The sequence below is a fragment of the Bacteroides sp. 43_46 genome (genome assembly GCF_001915455.1).
Taxonomy (GTDB): Bacteria; Bacteroidota; Bacteroidia; order Bacteroidales; family Bacteroidaceae; genus Bacteroides; species Bacteroides caccae.
In genome coordinates this window covers 17,079-34,783 of record NZ_MNQN01000017.1, presented here as the reverse complement: position 1 = coordinate 34,783, position 17,705 = coordinate 17,079, and the positions used below count along the sequence as shown (strand labels likewise).

Sequence of the window (17,705 nt, the reverse complement as noted above, 5' to 3'; positions counted from 1 at the left end):
TATGTTGCGAAAACGAAAGAACCGTTTGTTGCATAAAAGCATGAGCATAACAATTGTCTTAGGGACAATTGTTATGCTTCTTTTATTTCCCTCCTGTGGTGGCAAAAAGAAAATAACGGGGGATGCTATTACAGAACGTGACTCCATGGCAGTGATGCAGACATCCGGAGTGACAACCCTTATATCCGATTCGGGAGTGACCCGCTATCGGGTGAATACGGAAGAGTGGCTGGTTTTCGACCGCAAGAAGCCGTCTTATTGGGCATTTGAAAAAGGAGTGTATCTTGAACAGTTCGATTCGATCTTTCATATAGAAGCCAGTATCAAAGCGGATACTGCCTACTACTATGACAAGGAAAGACTCTGGAAACTGATAGGAAACGTGGATATACAAAACCGGAAAGGAGAGCGTTTCAATACGGAACTGCTTTACTGGAATGAAGCTACGCAGAAAGTGTATTCCGACAAGTTTATTCGTATCCAGCAACCGGACCGGATTATCACCGGGCATGGGTTCGATTCCAATCAGCAAATGACCGTTTATACGATTCATAATATTGAAGGTATATTCTACGTCGACGACGAGGCGACTGCTCCGCCACAACCGGAAACAAAAGCCCTGCCGGACTCTGTGAAAAAAGATTCTGTGAAATAAGCTATGAATATTTATATCTCTCTAATAATCACCATGCTTTTCTCCGCTTTCTTTTCGGGAATGGAGATTGCATTTGTCTCGGTAGACAAACTGCGTTTTGAAATGGAACGCAAAGGGGGCATTACTTCCCGCATCCTTTCTATCTTTTTCAAGAACCCGAACGAGTTTATCTCTACCATGTTGGTGGGTAACAATATCGCACTGGTTATCTATGGTATCCTGATGGCTCAGATCATTGGTGAAAATCTGCTGGCCGGCTTTATTGACAATCACTTCCTAATGGTGTTGGCACAGACTGTCATTTCTACCCTGATTATTTTGGTGACCGGAGAGTTCCTGCCGAAAACATTGTTCAAGATCAATCCCAATATGGTATTGAACGTTTTCGCCGTTCCACTTTTTATTTGTTACGTTGTTTTATATCCTATATCCAAGTTGTCTTCCGGTTTGTCTTGCATCTTCCTGCGCATTTTCGGCATGAAGGTAAACAAGGATGCGTCCGACAAAGCTTTCGGAAAGGTGGATCTTGATTATTTTGTACAGAGCAGCATTGATAATGCCGAGAATGAGGAGGAACTGGATACGGAAGTGAAAATCTTCCAGAACGCACTTGACTTCTCGAATATTAAAATACGCGATTGTATTGTTCCCCGTACTGAGGTGGTGGCGGTTGATCTCACAACTTCGCTGGATGAACTGAAAAGCCGTTTTATAGAGTCGGGTATCTCCAAGATTATCGTATATGACGGTAATATTGACAATGTGGTCGGTTACATCCACTCTTCGGAGATGTTTCGCGCACCGACCAACTGGCACGAGAATGTGAAGCAAGTGCCGATTGTTCCCGAAACAATGTCCGCCAATAAGCTGATGAAACTGTTCATGCAACAGAAAAAGACAATTGCGGTAGTGGTGGACGAGTTTGGCGGAACGTCCGGTATTGTGTCATTGGAAGATCTGGTAGAAGAAATCTTCGGTGATATAGAAGACGAGCATGATAACACTTCCTATATCAGCAAGCAGATAGACGAACATGAATATGTATTGTCCGGCCGTCTGGAGATTGAGAAAGTCAACGAAACGTTCGGTCTCGACTTGCCTGAATCCGACGAATATCTGACAGTGGGAGGACTGATTCTGAATCAATATCAGAGTTTCCCGAAACTGCATGAAGTGATTCGGGTAGGACGTTATCAGTTCAAGATAATCAAGGTGACAGCGACGAAAATAGAACTGGTTCGCCTAAAAGTCATGGAATAATGACGAATACCGAGAAATTTTTAGCCAATAAATAGAAGCATATTAGCATTTTTTGTATCTTCGTGCGCTAAAACGACAATTAGAAGAAATAATAATAAACATAAATCGTATTAATCAAAATGGCAACATTACAAAACATTAGGTCGAAAGGACCTCTATTGGTGATTGTTATCGGCTTGGCGCTGTTTGCTTTCATCAGGCACATGACGTTGGTGAGGTGAACGGAGACGCTCTTTCCGCTCAGGAGTATCAGAACTTGGTAGAAGAATATACCGAAGTGGTGAAACTCATGCGTGGAGTGACCGCCTTGAATGACGAACAAACCAGTCAGGTACGCGATGAAGTATGGCGTTCCTACGTTAACAATAAACTGATTGAAAAAGAAGCTGAAGCACTGGGACTGACTGTTTCTACTGCTGAAATTCAGGATATCCTGAAAGCTGGCGTTCATCCTTTGTTGAGACAGACTCCTTTCCAGAATCCGCAAACCGGAAACTTCGACAAGGATATGTTGAACAAGTTCCTGGTAGAATATGCCAAAATGAACGAATCGCAAATGCCGGCACAGTATGCTGAACAGTACAACAATATGTATAAATATTGGTCGTTCATTCAGAAAACTCTGATTCAGAGCCGTCTGGCTGAAAAGTATCAGGCATTGGTATCCAAAGCGCTTATCTCTAACCCGGTGGAAGCACAGGATGCTTTCGACGCAAGAGTAAACCAATACAATATGTTGCTGGCTGCCGTTCCTTATTCTTCTGTGGTAGATTCTACAATCGTAGTGAAGGAATCGGAACTGAAAGACTTGTATAACAAGAAAAAAGAACAGTTCAAGCAATACCAGGAAACTCGTGATATCAAATACATCGACGTACAGGTAACTGCCAGTGCAGCCGACCGCGCCGCTATCCAGAAGGAAGTGGACGAAGCTACTGAACAGTTGGCTACTACAACGGATGATTATACTTCTTTCATTCGTTCGGTTGGTTCGGAAGCTCCTTATGTAGACTTGTTCTACAACAAGACTGCTTTCCCGTCGGATGTAGTTGCACGTTTGGACTCTGCTTCTGTTGGTTCTGTTTATGGTCCTTACTATAATGGTGGCGATAATACGATCAACTCATTCAAAATTGTAGCCAAGACTGCGGCTGCCGATTCTGTTGAGTTCCGTCAGATTCAGGTATATGCGGCAGATGCAGCTAAGACGAAAACTCTGGCCGACAGTATCTACAATGCTATCAAAGGTGGTGCTAACTTCGTAGATCTTGCTAAGAAATACGGTCAGACCGGTGATTCCAACTGGATGACTGCTGCACAGTACGAAGGTGCACAAATTGACGGTGACAACTTGAAATTTATTTCTGCTATTAACAGCACAGGTGTGAACGAGCTGGTAAACTTGCCGTTGGGTCAAGCTAACGTTATTCTTCAGGTGACTAACAAGAAAGCGGTGAAGGATAAATATAAAGTAGCTGTGGTGAAGCGTGAAGTTGAATTCAGCAAGGAAACATACAACCGTGCTTACAATGACTTCAGCCAGTTTATCGCTGCCAATCCTTCTGTTGAGAAAATGGTGGCTAACGCCGAAGAAGCCGGATACAAATTGCTTGACAGAGCTGATTTGTATAGCTCCGAACATGGTATCGGTGGTGTGAGAGGTACAAAAGAAGCGTTGAGATGGGCATTCGATAAAGCAAAACCGGGTGAAGTATCAGGCTTGTATGAATGTGGCGAAAGCGATCACATGATGGTCGTTGGTCTGGTAAACATCAAGCCGGAAGGATACCGTCCATTGAAAGCCGTACAGGAACAGTTGAGAGCTGAGATCGTGAAAGATAAGAAAGCTGAAAAGATTATGGCTGACATGAAGGCTACCAACGCAACCTCACTCGACCAGTACAAGGCTATGCCGAACGCTGTCAGCGATTCTTTGAAAATGGTAACGTTTGCTGCTCCGGCTTATGTATCTGCTTTGCGTAGTAGCGAACCGTTGGTTGGCGCTTATGCTTCTGTTGCTGAAGTAAATAAATTGAGCGCTCCGATCAAAGGTAATGCCGGCGTATTTGTTCTGCAAGTATATGGCAAGGACAAACTGAACGATACATTCAACGCAAAAGATGAAGAAGCTACGTTGACTAATATGCACGCACGCTTCGCAAGCCGCCTGATGAATGACTTGTATCTGAAAGGAAACGTAAAAGATACACGTTACCTGTTCTTCTAAGACTTAATCGTAAAAACGATAACTGCAAAAGGTCGTTCCTCTTTCGGGAACGACCTTTTTTGTTAACTTTTACATTCTCGCTGTACGGAAATCGACTTTATTTCCTTACATTTGCAAATATAAACCATGAACAGAAGGAATAATGTCTAAATATCCTCTTTTAGGAATGACTCTTGTGGAGCTTCAATCGCTGGCGAAAAGGCTGGGAATGCCTGGCTTTGCCGCCAAGCAGATTGCATCGTGGCTCTACGATAAGAAGGTGGCCTCGATTGATGAAATGACAAATTTGTCGTTGAAGTATCGGGAGTTGCTCAAGCAGAACTATGAGGTGGGAGCAGAGGCGCCGGTAGATGAAATGCGCTCTGTGGACGGTACGGTGAAGTATTTGTATAAAGTAGGTGAGAACCACTTTGTAGAATCCGTATATATCCCGGATGATGACCGGGCGACTTTGTGTGTATCTTCACAAGTAGGCTGCAAGATGAACTGCAAGTTCTGCATGACCGGAAAACAAGGTTATAAGGCCAACCTGACCGCCAGTCAGATTATCAATCAGATTCATTCGTTGCCGGAACGGGACAAGTTGACAAATGTCGTGATGATGGGCATGGGCGAACCGCTCGATAACCTGGATGAAGTATTGCAGGCATTGGAGATAATGACGGCTGATTACGGTTATGCATGGAGTCCGAAGCGTATCACCCTCTCCACTGTCGGATTGCGGAAAGGACTGAAACGTTTTATTGAAGAAAGTGATTGTCATTTGGCAATCAGCCTCCATTCGCCGTTGGCGGTGCAGCGTTCCGAACTGATGCCGGCGGAAAAAGGCTATTCGATTACCGAAATGGTGGAACTGTTAAAAAACTATGATTTTAGCAAACAGCGCCGACTTTCATTTGAATATATTGTTTTTAAGGGACTCAACGATTCGCAAGTCTATGCCAAGGAGTTGCTGAAACTGTTGCGTGGATTGGATTGCAGGATAAATCTGATCCGGTTCCATGCCATTCCGGGAGTTGATCTTGAAGGGGCAGATATGGATACAATGACCCGTTTCCGTGACTATTTGACCACGCACGGGCTTTTTACTACAATCCGTTCTTCGCGCGGAGAAGATATTTTTGCAGCCTGCGGCATGTTGTCGACTGCGAAACAGGAGGAAAATAATAAGAGCTAATATAAAAATCGAACATCATGAAAAAGTACTTTTCTTATTTAAGCATGGCTTTGATAGCCTTCGTTTTTGCTTCTTGTGGTCTGAAAGGGAATCACACTTCTAGTGGGCGTGCATACGAACTTTTGGTAGTAGTAGATCACGGCGTTTGGGATCGTGCGGCAGGAAGGGCCTTGCATGATGTGCTCGATTCGGATATGCCGGGGTTGCCGCAGTCGGAACCTTCTTTCCGTATTATGTATACTTCACCGAAAGATTATGATTCAACGTTGAAGTTGATCCGCAATATCATTATCGTAGATATAAAGGACATTTATACGAAAGCTTCTTTCAAATATGCGAAGGATGTGTATGCGAATCCGCAAATGATATTGACCATTCAGGCTCCGAATGAAGAAGAATTCCAAAAGTTTGTGGAAGAGAATAAGCAGACTATTGTTGACTTCTTCACCCGTGCGGAAATGAATCGTCAGATTTCCATGCTGGAAGAAAAGCACAGCAATTTTATCTCACAGAAAGTGGATAGCTTATTTGGTTGCGATATCTGGTTGCCTGCCGAACTGGCTAATTCTAAGACCGGAAAAGATTTCTTCTGGGCTTCCACCAATACAGGTACTGCCGACCGTAACTTCGTGATGTATTCTTATCCTTATACCGATAAAGATACGTTCACCAAAGAATATTTTGTGCATAAGCGTGACTCTGTGATGAAGGCGAACATTCCGGGATTCAAGGAAGGGGTTTATATGTCAACGGATTCTTTACTGACCGATGTACGTCCGATCAATGTACAGAACAGTTACACAATGGAAGCACGCGGATTATGGCGCATGAAGGGGGACTTCATGGGTGGCCCGTATGTGTCTCACACGCGTCTGGATGAGAAAAACCAACGAATTATCACAGCAGAAATATTTGTTTATTCACCTGATAAAATGAAACGTAACCTGGTGCGCCAAATGGAGGCATCTCTTTATACACTGAAACTTCCGAATGAGGTTCAGCAAAACCAGATCCCATTGGGAGGAGCAGCCAAGGAAGCGGAACAAACTAATAAATAAAAACATGGAAGATAATAAAATAAGAATCGGCATCACCCAGGGAGACATTAACGGGGTAGGCTATGAGGTGATTTTAAAGACATTCTCGGATCCTACCATGTTGGAATTATGTACTCCTATTATCTACGGTTCACCGAAAGTCGCTGCTTATCACCGCAAGGCTTTGGATGTGCAGACTAACTTCAGTATTATCAATACGGCTTCCGAAGCGGGATGCAACCGCTTGAGCGTAGTGAACTGTACGGATGATGAAGTGAAAGTTGAGTTTTCCAAACCTGACCCCGAAGCCGGTAAGGCCGCATTGGGCGCTTTGGAACGGGCTATCGAAGACTATCGTGAGGGGCTGATTGACGTAATTGTGACAGCTCCGATTAACAAACATACAATCCAGTCGGAAGAATTTTCTTTCCCCGGACATACGGAGTATATCGAAGAGCGTTTGGGCAACGGAAACAAATCGTTGATGATTCTGATGAAGAATGATTTTCGTGTGGCTCTAGTGACGACGCATATCCCTGTCAGAGAGATTGCGACTACGATTACGAAGGAACTGATTCAGGAAAAGCTGATGATCTTTCATCATTGCCTGAAGCAGGATTTCGGCATCGGTGCTCCGCGTATTGCGGTGTTGTCTCTCAATCCTCATGCCGGAGACGGCGGTTTGCTGGGTACGGAAGAACAGGAAGTGATTATCCCTGCCATGAAGGAAATGGAGGAAAAGGGGATTCTTTGTTACGGACCTTATGCTGCCGACGGCTTTATGGGATCGGGCAATTATACGCATTTCGACGGAATATTGGCGATGTACCACGACCAGGGGCTGGCTCCGTTCAAGGCGTTGGCTATGGATGACGGAGTAAACTATACGGCAGGACTGCCGGTAGTGCGTACTTCTCCGGCACATGGTACGGCTTATGACATCGCAGGCAAGGGACTGGCGAGCGAGGACTCGTTCCGTCAGGCAGTTTATGTTGCCATTGATGTGTTCCGTAATCGTCAACGGGAGAAAGTAGCCCATGCAAATCCGTTGCGGAAACAATATTACGAGAAACGGGATGATAGTGACAAACTAAAGCTGGATACAGTAGACGAAGATTAATAGGAAGTAATGACAAAAACGGAGATACAACAAGTGAAGCAGCGTTTCGGTATTATCGGAAATACCGAGGCATTGTTGCGCGCCATAGATGTTGCCATTCAGGTAGCTCCTACCGATTTGTCTGTGCTGATTACCGGAGAAAGCGGAGTTGGAAAGGAAAGTTTTCCGCAAATCATTCATCAATACAGCCGGAGGAAGCACGGACAGTATATCGCTGTCAACTGTGGAGCGATCCCCGAAGGGACGATCGACTCGGAATTGTTCGGCCATGAGAAAGGAGCATTTACCGGTGCGATTGGTGAACGGAAAGGATATTTCGGTGAAGCGGACGGCGGTACGATTTTCCTGGATGAAGTAGGGGAGTTGCCGTTGCCTACACAGGCACGTCTGCTCCGTGTGCTGGAGAGTGGCGAGTTTATCAAAGTAGGTTCGTCGAAAGTACAAAAGACGGATGTGCGTATTGTTGCAGCTACGAATGTCAATCTTACGCAAGCTATTGCGGAAGGACGTTTTCGTGAAGATTTATATTATCGTTTGAATACGGTGCCTATTCAGATCCCTCCTTTGCGTGAGCGGGGAGATGATGTGCTTCTGTTGTTCCGTAAATTTGCGGCGGACTTTGCGGCAAAGTACCGGATGCCGGCCATTCAGTTGACGGAGGATGCGAAGAAAGAACTTCTTGCTTATCCGTGGCCCGGAAACGTGCGCCAGTTGAAGAATATCACCGAGCAGATATCTATTATCGAGACGAACAGGGAGATTACGGCAGCTATTCTGCAAACCTATCTTCCCGCACAGAATGTACAACGTCTGCCGGCATTGCTGGGAACACGGGAGAGCAAAAGCTTTGAGAGCGAACGGGAAATTCTTTATTCCGTTCTGTTCGATATGCGTCAGGAAGTGGCCGAACTGAGGAAGATGGTGCACAACATGATGGCTGAACGTGCAGGGCAGGTGGCACAAATGGGGCAAGTAGGGCAAGTCGTCGCTACTCCGGTAGTGACAACGGCAAACCAGCCTTCGGTGCCTGCCATTATTCATCCGATGCAGCAGGCAACTGTCTGTCCGAAAGACGACGATGATGATATTCAGGATACGGAAGAATATGTAGAAGAAAACTTGGCACTGGATGAAGTTGAAAAGGAAATGATACGTAAAGCACTGGAGAAACATCATGGAAAACGGAAAGGTGCCGCCCGGGATCTGAAGATTTCCGAACGTACGCTTTATAGAAAAATAAAAGAATATGAACTGGATTAAAAAGATAACGCCACGCGTTGCGCTACTGCTTGCATTACCGTTGGTAGTCATTGCGTGTACTGTTTCCTATAAGTTTAATGGTTCGTCTATCAATTATGATAAGGTGAAAACCATTTCGATTGCCGACTTCCCTATTAAGTCGGAGTATGTGTATGCACCGTTGGCAACGAAGTTTAATGAGGATCTGAAAGATATCTTTATCCGTCAGACACGGCTCCAACTGCTGAAGCCGAATCAGAACGCGGATTTGCAGATTGACGGAGAAATTACAGGCTACAACCAATACAACCAGGCTGTATCCGCCGACGGTTATTCTTCGGAGACGAAACTGACCATTACGGTGAATGTACGCTTTGTCAACAACACAAACCACGCCGAAGACTTCGAACAACAGTTTTCAGCTTTCCGTACCTATGATTCCAGTCAGTTGCTGACGGCTGTACAAGACGGACTAATTGCTGAAATGACTAAAGAGATAACCGACCAAATATTTAATGCAACTGTAGCAAACTGGTAATTTTAATGACTTCTGTTAACTTTCAACAATGGATTCAGCACCCTGAAACGCTGGATAGGGATACTTTGTATGAGCTGCGCAATATGCTCGCGCGGTATCCGTATTTTCAGTCGCTTCGCCTGTTGTATCTAAAGAACCTATATATTCTCCATGATATTAATTTTGGCGCGGAACTGCGGAAAGCGGTTCTGTACATTGCCGATCGCCGGAAACTGTTTCAGTTGATCGAAGGTGACCGGTTTGCCGTCCAGTCCCGTAAGAAAGGAGTGCCCCTTACGGAAGTGCTGAAAAACGAGCCTTCGGTAGACCGCACCCTGGCGTTGATTGACGCTTTTCTGTCTACGGTGCCGGAGGAGGTGGCCGGTCAGACAACTTTCGACTATTCAATGGACTATACAACTTATCTGTTGGAAGACAATACGACTGCTGCCGAATCGGAAGAAGTCGCTCCGAAGTTGAAAGGATACGAACTGATAGACGATTTTATTGAAAAGAGCGAAAGTGAGGCTCCTCTCTGTCTGAAACCTTTAAAAGAGGAAGCGGAAATCTCTGTTACTCCTTCGGAAGAAGTGAGTGCGGCAGAGGAAGAAGATGATAGCTGTTTTACCGAAACTTTAGCCAAAATCTATGTTAAACAACAACGATATTCGAAAGCTCTTGAAATAATTAAAAAATTAAGTTTGAAATATCCAAAAAAAAATGCTTACTTTGCAGACCAAATCAGATTTTTGGAGAAATTGATTATTAACGCTAATTCAAAATAACTAAAAATGTACTTATCTTAATGGTTATTGCAGCCCTGTTGATGTGCTTTATCGTGCTGATTCAGAACTCAAAAGGAGGCGGACTTGCTTCCGGATTCTCTTCATCCAACGCTATTATGGGCGTACGCAAAACTACCGATTTTCTGGAAAAAGCAACTTGGGGCTTAGCTATCTTCATGGTTATCATGAGTATTGCTACCGCTTATGTCGTTCCTCATTCTTCTGCTGTTAAAGATGCAGTGTTGGAACAGGCTCAGAAAGAACAACAGACTAACCCGTATAACTTGCCTGCTGGTACTGCTGCACCGCAAACAGATGCTACTGCTCCGGCAGAGTCTGCACCTGCAACAGAAACTCCGGCACCGGCTGAAACTCCGGCTCCTGCTGCTGAATAATCCATTCGGATTGCAGAGAGGGATTGGGTGAAACCATTTAAGAGGGGGCAGAAGGTTTTCTGTATTTCTCTATATTTGGGCGCAGATTACACGGATTACACGGATTTGTTAATGAATCCGTGCAATTCATGTAATCCGCGCCTAACTTTTTTTCTAAAAACAAATCTCTTTGTGAGGTATACAATGGAGATTTAACTATCTTTGTTGGTCGTAAAAAATAAAATTATTAACTACTATTTAAATATAACAATGACAGAACAATTAAAACAGAAATTGAATGACTCCAAGGTGTTGCGTTGGAGCGTTCTAGCATTGGTCGCTTTTACCATGTTATGCGGCTACTTCCTCACGGACGTTATGTCCCCGCTGAAACCTATGCTTGAGAAAGAACTACTCTGGGATAGTTTGGATTACGGATTCTTTACCAGCGCTTACGGGTGGTTCAATGTATTCTTGCTGATGTTGATTTTCGGCGGTATTATTCTGGATAAAATGGGAGTACGCTTTACTGGAATGGGCGCCTGTCTGTTAATGGTGTTCGGTTGTGGACTGAAATATTATGCTATCTCTACCACTTTCCCGGAAGGTGCCCTGCTTTTCGGATTCAAGATGCAGGTAGCATTGGCAGCATTGGGATATGCTATCTTTGGTGTTGGTGTGGAAATTGCCGGTATTACCGTCTCTAAGATTATTGTGAAATGGTTTAAAGGCAAGGAAATGGCGTTGGCTATGGGACTTGAAATGGCAACGGCACGTATCGGTACAACTCTGGCAATGGTGCTGACTGTACCTTTGGCTGACTTCTTCGGATCTACTGACGAGGCAGGTGCTTTTCATACCAATATCCCTGCGCCGATTCTTTTCTGCCTGGTTATGCTTTGTGTAGGTACGATTGCTTTCTTTATTTACACATTCTATGATAAGAAGTTGGATGCTTCACTTGACGCACAAGGGCTTGAACCCGAAGAACCTTTCCGTATGAAAGATATCGTATATATCGTTACTAACAAGGGGTTCTGGCTGATTGCATTGCTGTGCGTATTATTCTATTCGGCTGTATTCCCGTTTATCAAGTATGCGGCGGACTTAATGGTACAGAAATATAATGTAGACCCGAAATTGGCGGGGACGATTCCGGGATTGTTACCGATCGGTGCGATCATCCTGACTCCGTTGTTCGGTTCTCTGTATGACCGTATCGGCAAAGGTGCAACGTTGATGACTATTGGTGCAGTGATGCTGATATTCGTGCATACTATGTTTGCACTTCCTATCCTGAATGTGTGGTGGTTTGCCACGATCATTATGATTGTGTTAGGCTTCGCTTTCTCATTGGTTCCTTCAGCTATGTGGCCTTCCGTTCCGAAGATTATTCCTGAGAAACAGTTGGGTACGGCTTATGCATTGATTTTCTGGGTACAGAACTGGGGATTGATGGGGGTGCCTTTGCTGATCGGTTGGGTGCTGAACTCTTATTGCAAGGGGCCGGTGGTAGACGGTGCACAGACGTATGATTACACGTTACCTATGGCTATTTTTGCTGTCTTCGGTGTACTTGCGTTGATTGTATCTTTGATGTTGAAGGCAGAGAACAGGAAAAAAGGTTATGGGCTGGAAGAAGCTAATATTAAAAAAGAATCGGTATAATATTAAAGACTCAGTATAATATTCTTGAAATAAGGAGATCAAAGTATGGCAGCGAAAGAGAAAATCAATCTGTTGGATGTAATTCCCTGTCGCAGTGAACATATTACCGTTGAAAGGGAAGGGGAGACGATTGTGCTCTCCTTCCCTCGTTTTAAATATACGTGGATGCAACGCTTTCTTGTTCCGAAGGGGATGTCGAAGGAGCTTCATGTGCATTTGGAAGAACACGGAACGGTTGTATGGGAACTGATTGACGGGAAACGGACGGTGCGTGAAATCATAGAAAAACTCGCAGACCATTTTCAGAATGAAGCAGGCTACGAGTCACGTGTATCTACTTATCTTTATCAGTTACAGAAAGACGGTTTTATAAAATTTCATTTCCCCACAGAGTAACACAGTGTCTCTCACTGAATCCTCTCTTTACGGTAAGATTAAAAGGCTCTGTGTTACTCTGCGGGGAATAAATTATTTAATAAAGATAGCCCATAGTATAACGGCACTTGCAATCAGGACGCCCATGATAATCAGTGTCCCCCATACGAAGTAGCTGTTGTCCCGTTCCTTTTTCTTCTCGGAATCACGGATGATACGTTCCATTTCTTCCGACGTGGTATTGGGCAACGGGTAATGTTCGTTGCTACGGTTTAAATGTTTTAGCTTCTCGTTGTTTCGCTCGCGACGCAGGCGGGAGGCTTCTCTTCCTTCGCTAAGCCGACGTATCATGTCGAGCATGTGTCCTTCACCGCCCATATTCTTTTCTTTTTAGAGTTTCATTATTTCCCTTCTTCCCGGTCTACTTTAAGAAGTCCGCCGGTATTCGGGTCGAAATACACCTTGATAGTTGAGTTCTTGTTGAACAATACCGGAGCCAAGTATTCGATAATGCCGAATTGCGTTACAGGTACTTCTCCTTCATACAGTTTCTTTTTGCCGTCGGTCAGCGTGATTTGCGCTTGTCCGGGGACGTTGTAGGCAATTCCTTCCGGTTCTTTTTTCTTCTTCCCGTCGTCTTGTGGTATTTTGACTGTTTTCAAGTCTTTCAGAGTGATATAGAAAGGAGTGCCGGCCAGGTCGTTGTTGGCAACTACCCCCAGCTTTTTAGAGAAACGGAAAGCAACTTCGTTATTCAGTTCCTTATCCGGTGTAAGTCGGATCGTAAATGTCTTTTCCTCTTTGTCACGTGTGCCCGAGAACATCTTGGTCATGGCGTCTTCCTGTGCGTTCAGATTGTCGAGCATGATTTTGAGTTGGGCGCCGTCCGAAGGAGTGTTGTCCGCTTGGCCGCGTAAAAGGGCATTTTTGCTTTCGCGGATATTATAGATCTCTTTGGCTACCAGTTCGGCCATTTTGGCGGTGGAGCTGGCCATTAGGATTTCTTCGGTAAGGAAATCACGAGGATTCGCTTTTACGGTGGCGGGAATGACGGGAGCAGCTTTTTTAGTCTCGTTACTCTTGCTGTAAGGGACGTTGATTGATTTCACAATTCCGTCCTCAGTCAGTTCCATGAGAGGGGCTACTGTTTTATCCTTTAGTTTGACAAAGTAAGTCGTTTCGCTGTTAGGGACTCCTACTGATTTAACTTTTACGCTGTTCAGTTCCCAATATTCGTCGGGCTCGGCAGATACGTTGGTCAGTCGCAGATAACGATCTGCGTATTTACTGAATTCACCCGGTATATAGCTGACTTTGTTGGCTTTTATTTCGAGTTCTATCTGTGTTTTGGGAAGGCTGTACACCACTCCGTAGTCTTTTCCTCGGGTAACGCCTGTCAACACTTCTGTTTGTGCATAGGCGGAAGTAGCCATTAGTAGTCCCGTTGCTATAATCAACTTTTTCATATTCGGTTCTTTTTTAACTGGTTTTGAAAACAAAGTTAATGAAGTTATTGAAAAAACTGTAAGTTCTTAACTTTTATTCGCTTACAAGTCGCCATGCCGTAGGCAGACAGGTGATGATGTCGCTGGCAATCAGTCCGATCATCCCCTGCTTTTTCTGGGCGAAATCTCCGGCCAGTCCGTGGATGTAAGTACCGATTTTAGCTGCATCCTCGGCGGGATAGCCTTGGGCTAGCAGAGCTAGGATCACTCCGGTCAATACATCGCCACTGCCTCCGGTTGCCATTCCCGGATTTCCGGTCGGGTTGAAATAACATTTTCCTGCCGGGGTGATAATGGCGGAATAGGCGCCTTTCAGGATGATATGTACGTTGGCGGCATGAGCCAGTTCGCAGGCTTTGGTCAGTCGTTCGTATGAATCCTGACACTTGCCGGTCAGCCGTTCCAGTTCCTTCGGGTGTGGGGTGAGGATAGAACCTTTCGGCAGGTGTGTCAGTGTGTGGCGGTGGTTGGCAAGGATGTTGAGTGCGTCAGCGTCCACTACTACGGGAGTCTGGCAATGTTCGAGCTGTTCGAGCAGGGCAGCTTCCGTTTCCTCGCTTCTTCCCAGTCCGGGGCCGATGCCGACGGCTTGGTAATCGTCCGTGTCGGTAGGTATGGCAAAGCAGGTTTCATTGGCATCGGTTTCTACCATAGCTTCGGGGACGGAGGTTTGAAGAATGTCGTTGTTGCATATCGGTGCGTGTACAGTCAGCAGTCCTACTCCCGAACGGAGACAGGCACGAGCTGCCAATACCGATGCACCCGCCATACCTTTCGAGCCGGCAATCAGGAGGGCATGACCGAAATTCCCTTTGTGGGCAAACTGTTGGCGTGGTTTGATGAGTGAACGTATATCTTCCAGTTCCAGCATCTCGTAGTTTGTTTCCGTCTCTTCAATACCCTCTTCGCTCAATCCGATATTCAATAAATCCCATTCGCCTACATATTCGGTGTTTTCGGCAAAAAGGAAAGCGAGTTTCGGAAGCTGCAGGCTGAACGTTACGTCGGCGCGGATAATGTTGTTTTTCACGTTGAATGTATTTTCTTCTCCCATAAGTCCGGAAGGGATGTCAATGGCTACTACCATAGCCGGAGAAGAATTGATGTATTTCACAACGGCTGCGAATCCTCCGCTCAACGGTTTGTTCAGTCCCGAACCGAAAAGCCCGTCGATAACCAAGTGGTCCGGTGTCAGGGTGGGAGGGACGAATTGGGTGCTGATTTCGTGGAATGTCACTTCCTCTGCCATTTCCACCAGTTCCTTGTTGGTCTGGCAGTCCGGGGAGAGTTCACCTTTCGGGTTAAAGAGATATACCTCTGTTTTATATCCTTTTTCGGATAGCATACGAGCCACGGCGAGGGCGTCTCCACCGTTGTTGCCCGGTCCGGCAAATACGGTGACGGGAGTTTCCCGGCTCCACCTGTTCATTATGGCTTTTGTCAGTGCGGTTGCGGCACGTTCCATGAGGTCTATTGAGGCAATCGGCTCGTGCTCAATGGTATATGCGTCCAGTTTCTTTATACTGCTGCTTGGAAATATTTTCATTGTGATGTTTTTTTAAGTTTTCGCCCTACAAATGTACATGATTATTCTGACTTTTCCCGTTTGTTATGGGAAGAAAAACGTGTTAATCATAGATAGATGAGTTACAGGAGATAGGTCGGAAAATTCTTCTTTATGGGAAGTAAAGTTGTTTTGTATAGGTAGCAAAGTTCCTGTTGACAGGTGAAGAACTATAAACGCAAGCTTTGATTATAGATTGTAATGCACGAAGTGAAACTTTTCAGCAAGTTTACATTTAATGGGGAGTAACTTCTCTATGAATGTACCGGATATAAGATATAGCCTGTTCGCACAAGGATGACGAAGAAGCGCTTCAGTCAGTGTCGGAGATAGTAGGAGAATTGAGTATTATGGTGCTGATTATTTGCTTTTTTCGAGAAAAATGTTATCTTTGTAGGTAGGTAATGTGCATAACATTATTTTCCTGTGCTCACAATGATTAAATCATAGATAACGGATTGTTTAATCTTCTAAAGTTTGCATTATGGAAAAGACTAGAATTGGCTTGAATGCCGGAAAAGTATGGCGCATCTTAAATGAAAAAGGTGAACTGTCAATGTTCGATTTGTGCCGTGAGTTAGGTTTGACGTTTGAAGACGTAGCTCTTGCTATCGGCTGGTTGGCAAGGGAAAGCAAGGTCTTTCTGAGGAAAAGGGAAGGAATGCTTTTTGCCAGCATTGAGAATGTTGAATTTACTTTTGGCTAAGGTGGAAACCAATGTACATTTAAGGTGGGAATCCGCTTTATTATCTACCCGACTAAAAATTTAATGAAGTGGATCAGTGGGGGTGTTTGCGTCTAAAATATGATTACTCTTATTTCTTTCCGGCTATTCTTTTTATTGTCTATTTATTCTTATCCGATAGGCTGTTAAATAGCTTTTTTATTTATTTCATAAAGGGATATTCTGTGGACTGCTTAATGGAGAAACATCGCTAACTATCTCACCGATTCTGCTTCTTCTTTCAAAGAAATTGCAGAAGAAGATGTACAGAGTGGAATAAAAATTGTATTTTTGCGACAACTTTTTTAAAATAACCGGTTATGGATAGCATTCAGATAAAAGACAAGCAGTTCACTGTTTCCATTAAAGAACAAGATATTCAGAAAGAAGTGATTCGCGTGGCGAACGAAATCAATCGCGATTTGGCAGATAAGAACCCACTATTCCTCAGCGTGTTGAATGGTTCGTTTATGTTTACGGCCGACTTGCTGAAACACATCACAATCCCTTGCGAAATATCGTTTGTCAAGCTGGCTTCTTATCAGGGAGTGACTTCCACCGGAGTTATCAAAGAAGTAATCGGACTGAACGAGGACATTGCCGGACGTACGGTTGTTATCGTAGAAGATATTGTAGACACGGGGCTGACTATGCAGCGACTGCTCGAAACATTGGGTACGCGTAATCCCGAATCTATCCACATCGCTTCATTATTGGTGAAACCGGAAAAACTGAAGGTGGACCTGAACATTGAATATGTAGCAATGGAAATTCCGAACGACTTTATCGTGGGATACGGATTGGATTATGACGGCTTCGGGCGAAACTACCCCGACATTTACACAGTAGTAGACTAAATTCAAATACAAATTAATTTTTAGGTAAAAAAGATGTTGAACATTGTAATTTTCGGTGCTCCGGGTTCTGGAAAAGGGACACAGAGCGAGCGTATTGTAGAAAAGTATGGTATCAATCACATCTCAACAGGAGATGTATTGCGCGCAGAAATCAAGAACGGTACAGAACTGGGTAAAACTGCTAAAGGTTATATCGACCAGGGACAGTTGATTCCGGATGAACTGATGATTGATATTCTGGCAAGCGTATTCGATAGCTTCAAAGATAGCAAAGGTGTAATTTTCGACGGTTTCCCCAGAACAATAGCACAGGCGGAAGCATTAAAGAAGATGTTGGCCGAGAGAGGACAGGATGTTTCTGTAATGGTTGACCTTGAGGTGCCGGAAGATGAACTTATGGTACGTCTGATTAAGCGTGGCAAAGACTCCGGCCGTGCTGACGATAACGAAGAAACTATCAAAAAACGTCTGCATGTATATCATTCACAGACTGCTCCGCTGATTGACTGGTACAAGAACGAAAAGAAATACCAGCATATCAACGGTCTGGGTACTATGGAAGGTATCTTCGCTGAAATTTGCGAAGCAATAGACAAGTTATAATAATATTATTAGAAAAGT

The 17,705-nt window shown here is 44.5% G+C and carries 17 protein-coding genes and 1 pseudogene; 15 read left to right on the top strand and 3 right to left on the bottom strand.

What is annotated here, in order from left to right; genetic code table 11:
* Positions 1 to 40: 40 nt before the first annotated feature.
* From lptC to BHV72_RS01350, 12 genes and pseudogenes are all read left to right on the top strand, one after another.
* Complete coding sequence (lptC, locus tag BHV72_RS01405; RefSeq protein ID WP_005679346.1) at positions 41 to 655, top strand: LPS export ABC transporter periplasmic protein LptC; 615 nt, start codon at positions 41 to 43, stop codon at positions 653 to 655.
* A 3-nt stretch (positions 656 to 658) separates the two neighbouring features.
* Complete coding sequence (locus tag BHV72_RS01400) at positions 659 to 1,915, top strand: hemolysin family protein (RefSeq protein WP_032837574.1); 1,257 nt, start codon at positions 659 to 661, stop codon at positions 1,913 to 1,915.
* Positions 1,916 to 2,034: 119 nt separating this feature from the next.
* A pseudogene (locus BHV72_RS01395) lies at positions 2,035 to 4,142 on the top strand (peptidylprolyl isomerase).
* Positions 4,143 to 4,284: 142 nt separating this feature from the next.
* Positions 4,285 to 5,319: a dual-specificity RNA methyltransferase RlmN gene (gene rlmN, locus BHV72_RS01390; protein WP_005679349.1), complete on the top strand. Its 1,035-nt coding sequence runs from the start codon at positions 4,285 to 4,287 to the stop codon at positions 5,317 to 5,319.
* Between the two features lie 17 nt (positions 5,320 to 5,336).
* Positions 5,337 to 6,377: a DUF4837 family protein gene (locus tag BHV72_RS01385; protein ID WP_005679351.1), complete on the top strand. Its 1,041-nt coding sequence runs from the start codon at positions 5,337 to 5,339 to the stop codon at positions 6,375 to 6,377.
* A 4-nt stretch (positions 6,378 to 6,381) separates the two neighbouring features.
* Positions 6,382 to 7,476, top strand: a complete 1,095-nt coding sequence (pdxA, locus tag BHV72_RS01380) for a 4-hydroxythreonine-4-phosphate dehydrogenase PdxA (protein ID WP_005679352.1) — start codon at positions 6,382 to 6,384, stop codon at positions 7,474 to 7,476.
* 9 nt (positions 7,477 to 7,485) lie between these two features.
* Positions 7,486 to 8,736, top strand: coding sequence for a sigma-54 interaction domain-containing protein (locus BHV72_RS01375; RefSeq protein ID WP_005679354.1), 1,251 nt, complete (start codon positions 7,486 to 7,488; stop codon positions 8,734 to 8,736).
* Entirely contained in the window at positions 8,723 to 9,253 is a 531-nt protein-coding gene (gene lptE / locus BHV72_RS01370) for an LPS assembly lipoprotein LptE (protein ID WP_005679355.1), read from the top strand. Before BHV72_RS01375 ends, lptE begins: the two co-directional genes overlap by 14 nt.
* A 5-nt stretch (positions 9,254 to 9,258) precedes the next feature.
* Positions 9,259 to 10,017, top strand: a complete 759-nt coding sequence (locus BHV72_RS01365) for a DUF8458 domain-containing protein (RefSeq protein WP_005679357.1) — start codon at positions 9,259 to 9,261, stop codon at positions 10,015 to 10,017.
* A gap of 20 nt (positions 10,018 to 10,037) precedes the next feature.
* Positions 10,038 to 10,412, top strand: a complete 375-nt coding sequence (gene secG, locus BHV72_RS01360) for a preprotein translocase subunit SecG (protein ID WP_286853679.1) — start codon at positions 10,038 to 10,040, stop codon at positions 10,410 to 10,412.
* A gap of 249 nt (positions 10,413 to 10,661) precedes the next feature.
* Positions 10,662 to 12,059 (top strand): MFS transporter, encoded by a 1,398-nt coding sequence (locus BHV72_RS01355; RefSeq protein ID WP_022042727.1) that lies wholly within the window; start codon positions 10,662 to 10,664, stop codon positions 12,057 to 12,059.
* Between the two features lie 45 nt (positions 12,060 to 12,104).
* Entirely contained in the window at positions 12,105 to 12,455 is a 351-nt protein-coding gene (locus BHV72_RS01350) for a PqqD family protein (RefSeq protein ID WP_005679362.1), read from the top strand.
* Between the two features lie 72 nt (positions 12,456 to 12,527).
* Here the strand turns inward: BHV72_RS01350 and BHV72_RS01345 are convergent, their stop codons facing one another.
* The 3 genes from BHV72_RS01345 to BHV72_RS01335 form a co-directional block, all read right to left on the bottom strand.
* Positions 12,528 to 12,812, bottom strand: a complete 285-nt coding sequence (locus BHV72_RS01345; protein WP_005679363.1) for a hypothetical protein — start codon at positions 12,810 to 12,812, stop codon at positions 12,528 to 12,530.
* 23 nt (positions 12,813 to 12,835) lie between these two features.
* Positions 12,836 to 13,900 carry a DUF4831 family protein gene (locus BHV72_RS01340; protein ID WP_122294915.1) on the bottom strand — a complete coding sequence of 355 codons (1,065 nt, stop codon included), beginning with the start codon at positions 13,898 to 13,900 and terminating at the stop codon, positions 12,836 to 12,838.
* Positions 13,901 to 13,973: 73 nt separating this feature from the next.
* A complete protein-coding gene (locus BHV72_RS01335) occupies positions 13,974 to 15,485 on the bottom strand; it encodes a bifunctional ADP-dependent NAD(P)H-hydrate dehydratase/NAD(P)H-hydrate epimerase (RefSeq protein WP_005680217.1) in 1,512 nt (503 codons plus the stop codon).
* A 499-nt stretch (positions 15,486 to 15,984) separates the two neighbouring features.
* Between BHV72_RS01335 and BHV72_RS01330 the strand changes: the two genes are divergently transcribed.
* The 3 genes from BHV72_RS01330 (at position 15,985) to BHV72_RS01320 (ending at position 17,687) form a co-directional block, all read left to right on the top strand.
* Positions 15,985 to 16,209 (top strand): winged helix-turn-helix domain-containing protein, encoded by a 225-nt coding sequence (locus tag BHV72_RS01330; RefSeq protein WP_085959208.1) that lies wholly within the window; start codon positions 15,985 to 15,987, stop codon positions 16,207 to 16,209.
* Between the two features lie 338 nt (positions 16,210 to 16,547).
* A complete protein-coding gene (gene hpt / locus BHV72_RS01325; protein WP_005679367.1) occupies positions 16,548 to 17,084 on the top strand; it encodes a hypoxanthine phosphoribosyltransferase in 537 nt (178 codons plus the stop codon).
* A gap of 33 nt (positions 17,085 to 17,117) precedes the next feature.
* Complete coding sequence (locus BHV72_RS01320; RefSeq protein WP_005679368.1) at positions 17,118 to 17,687, top strand: adenylate kinase; 570 nt, start codon at positions 17,118 to 17,120, stop codon at positions 17,685 to 17,687.
* Positions 17,688 to 17,705 lie beyond the last annotated feature (18 nt).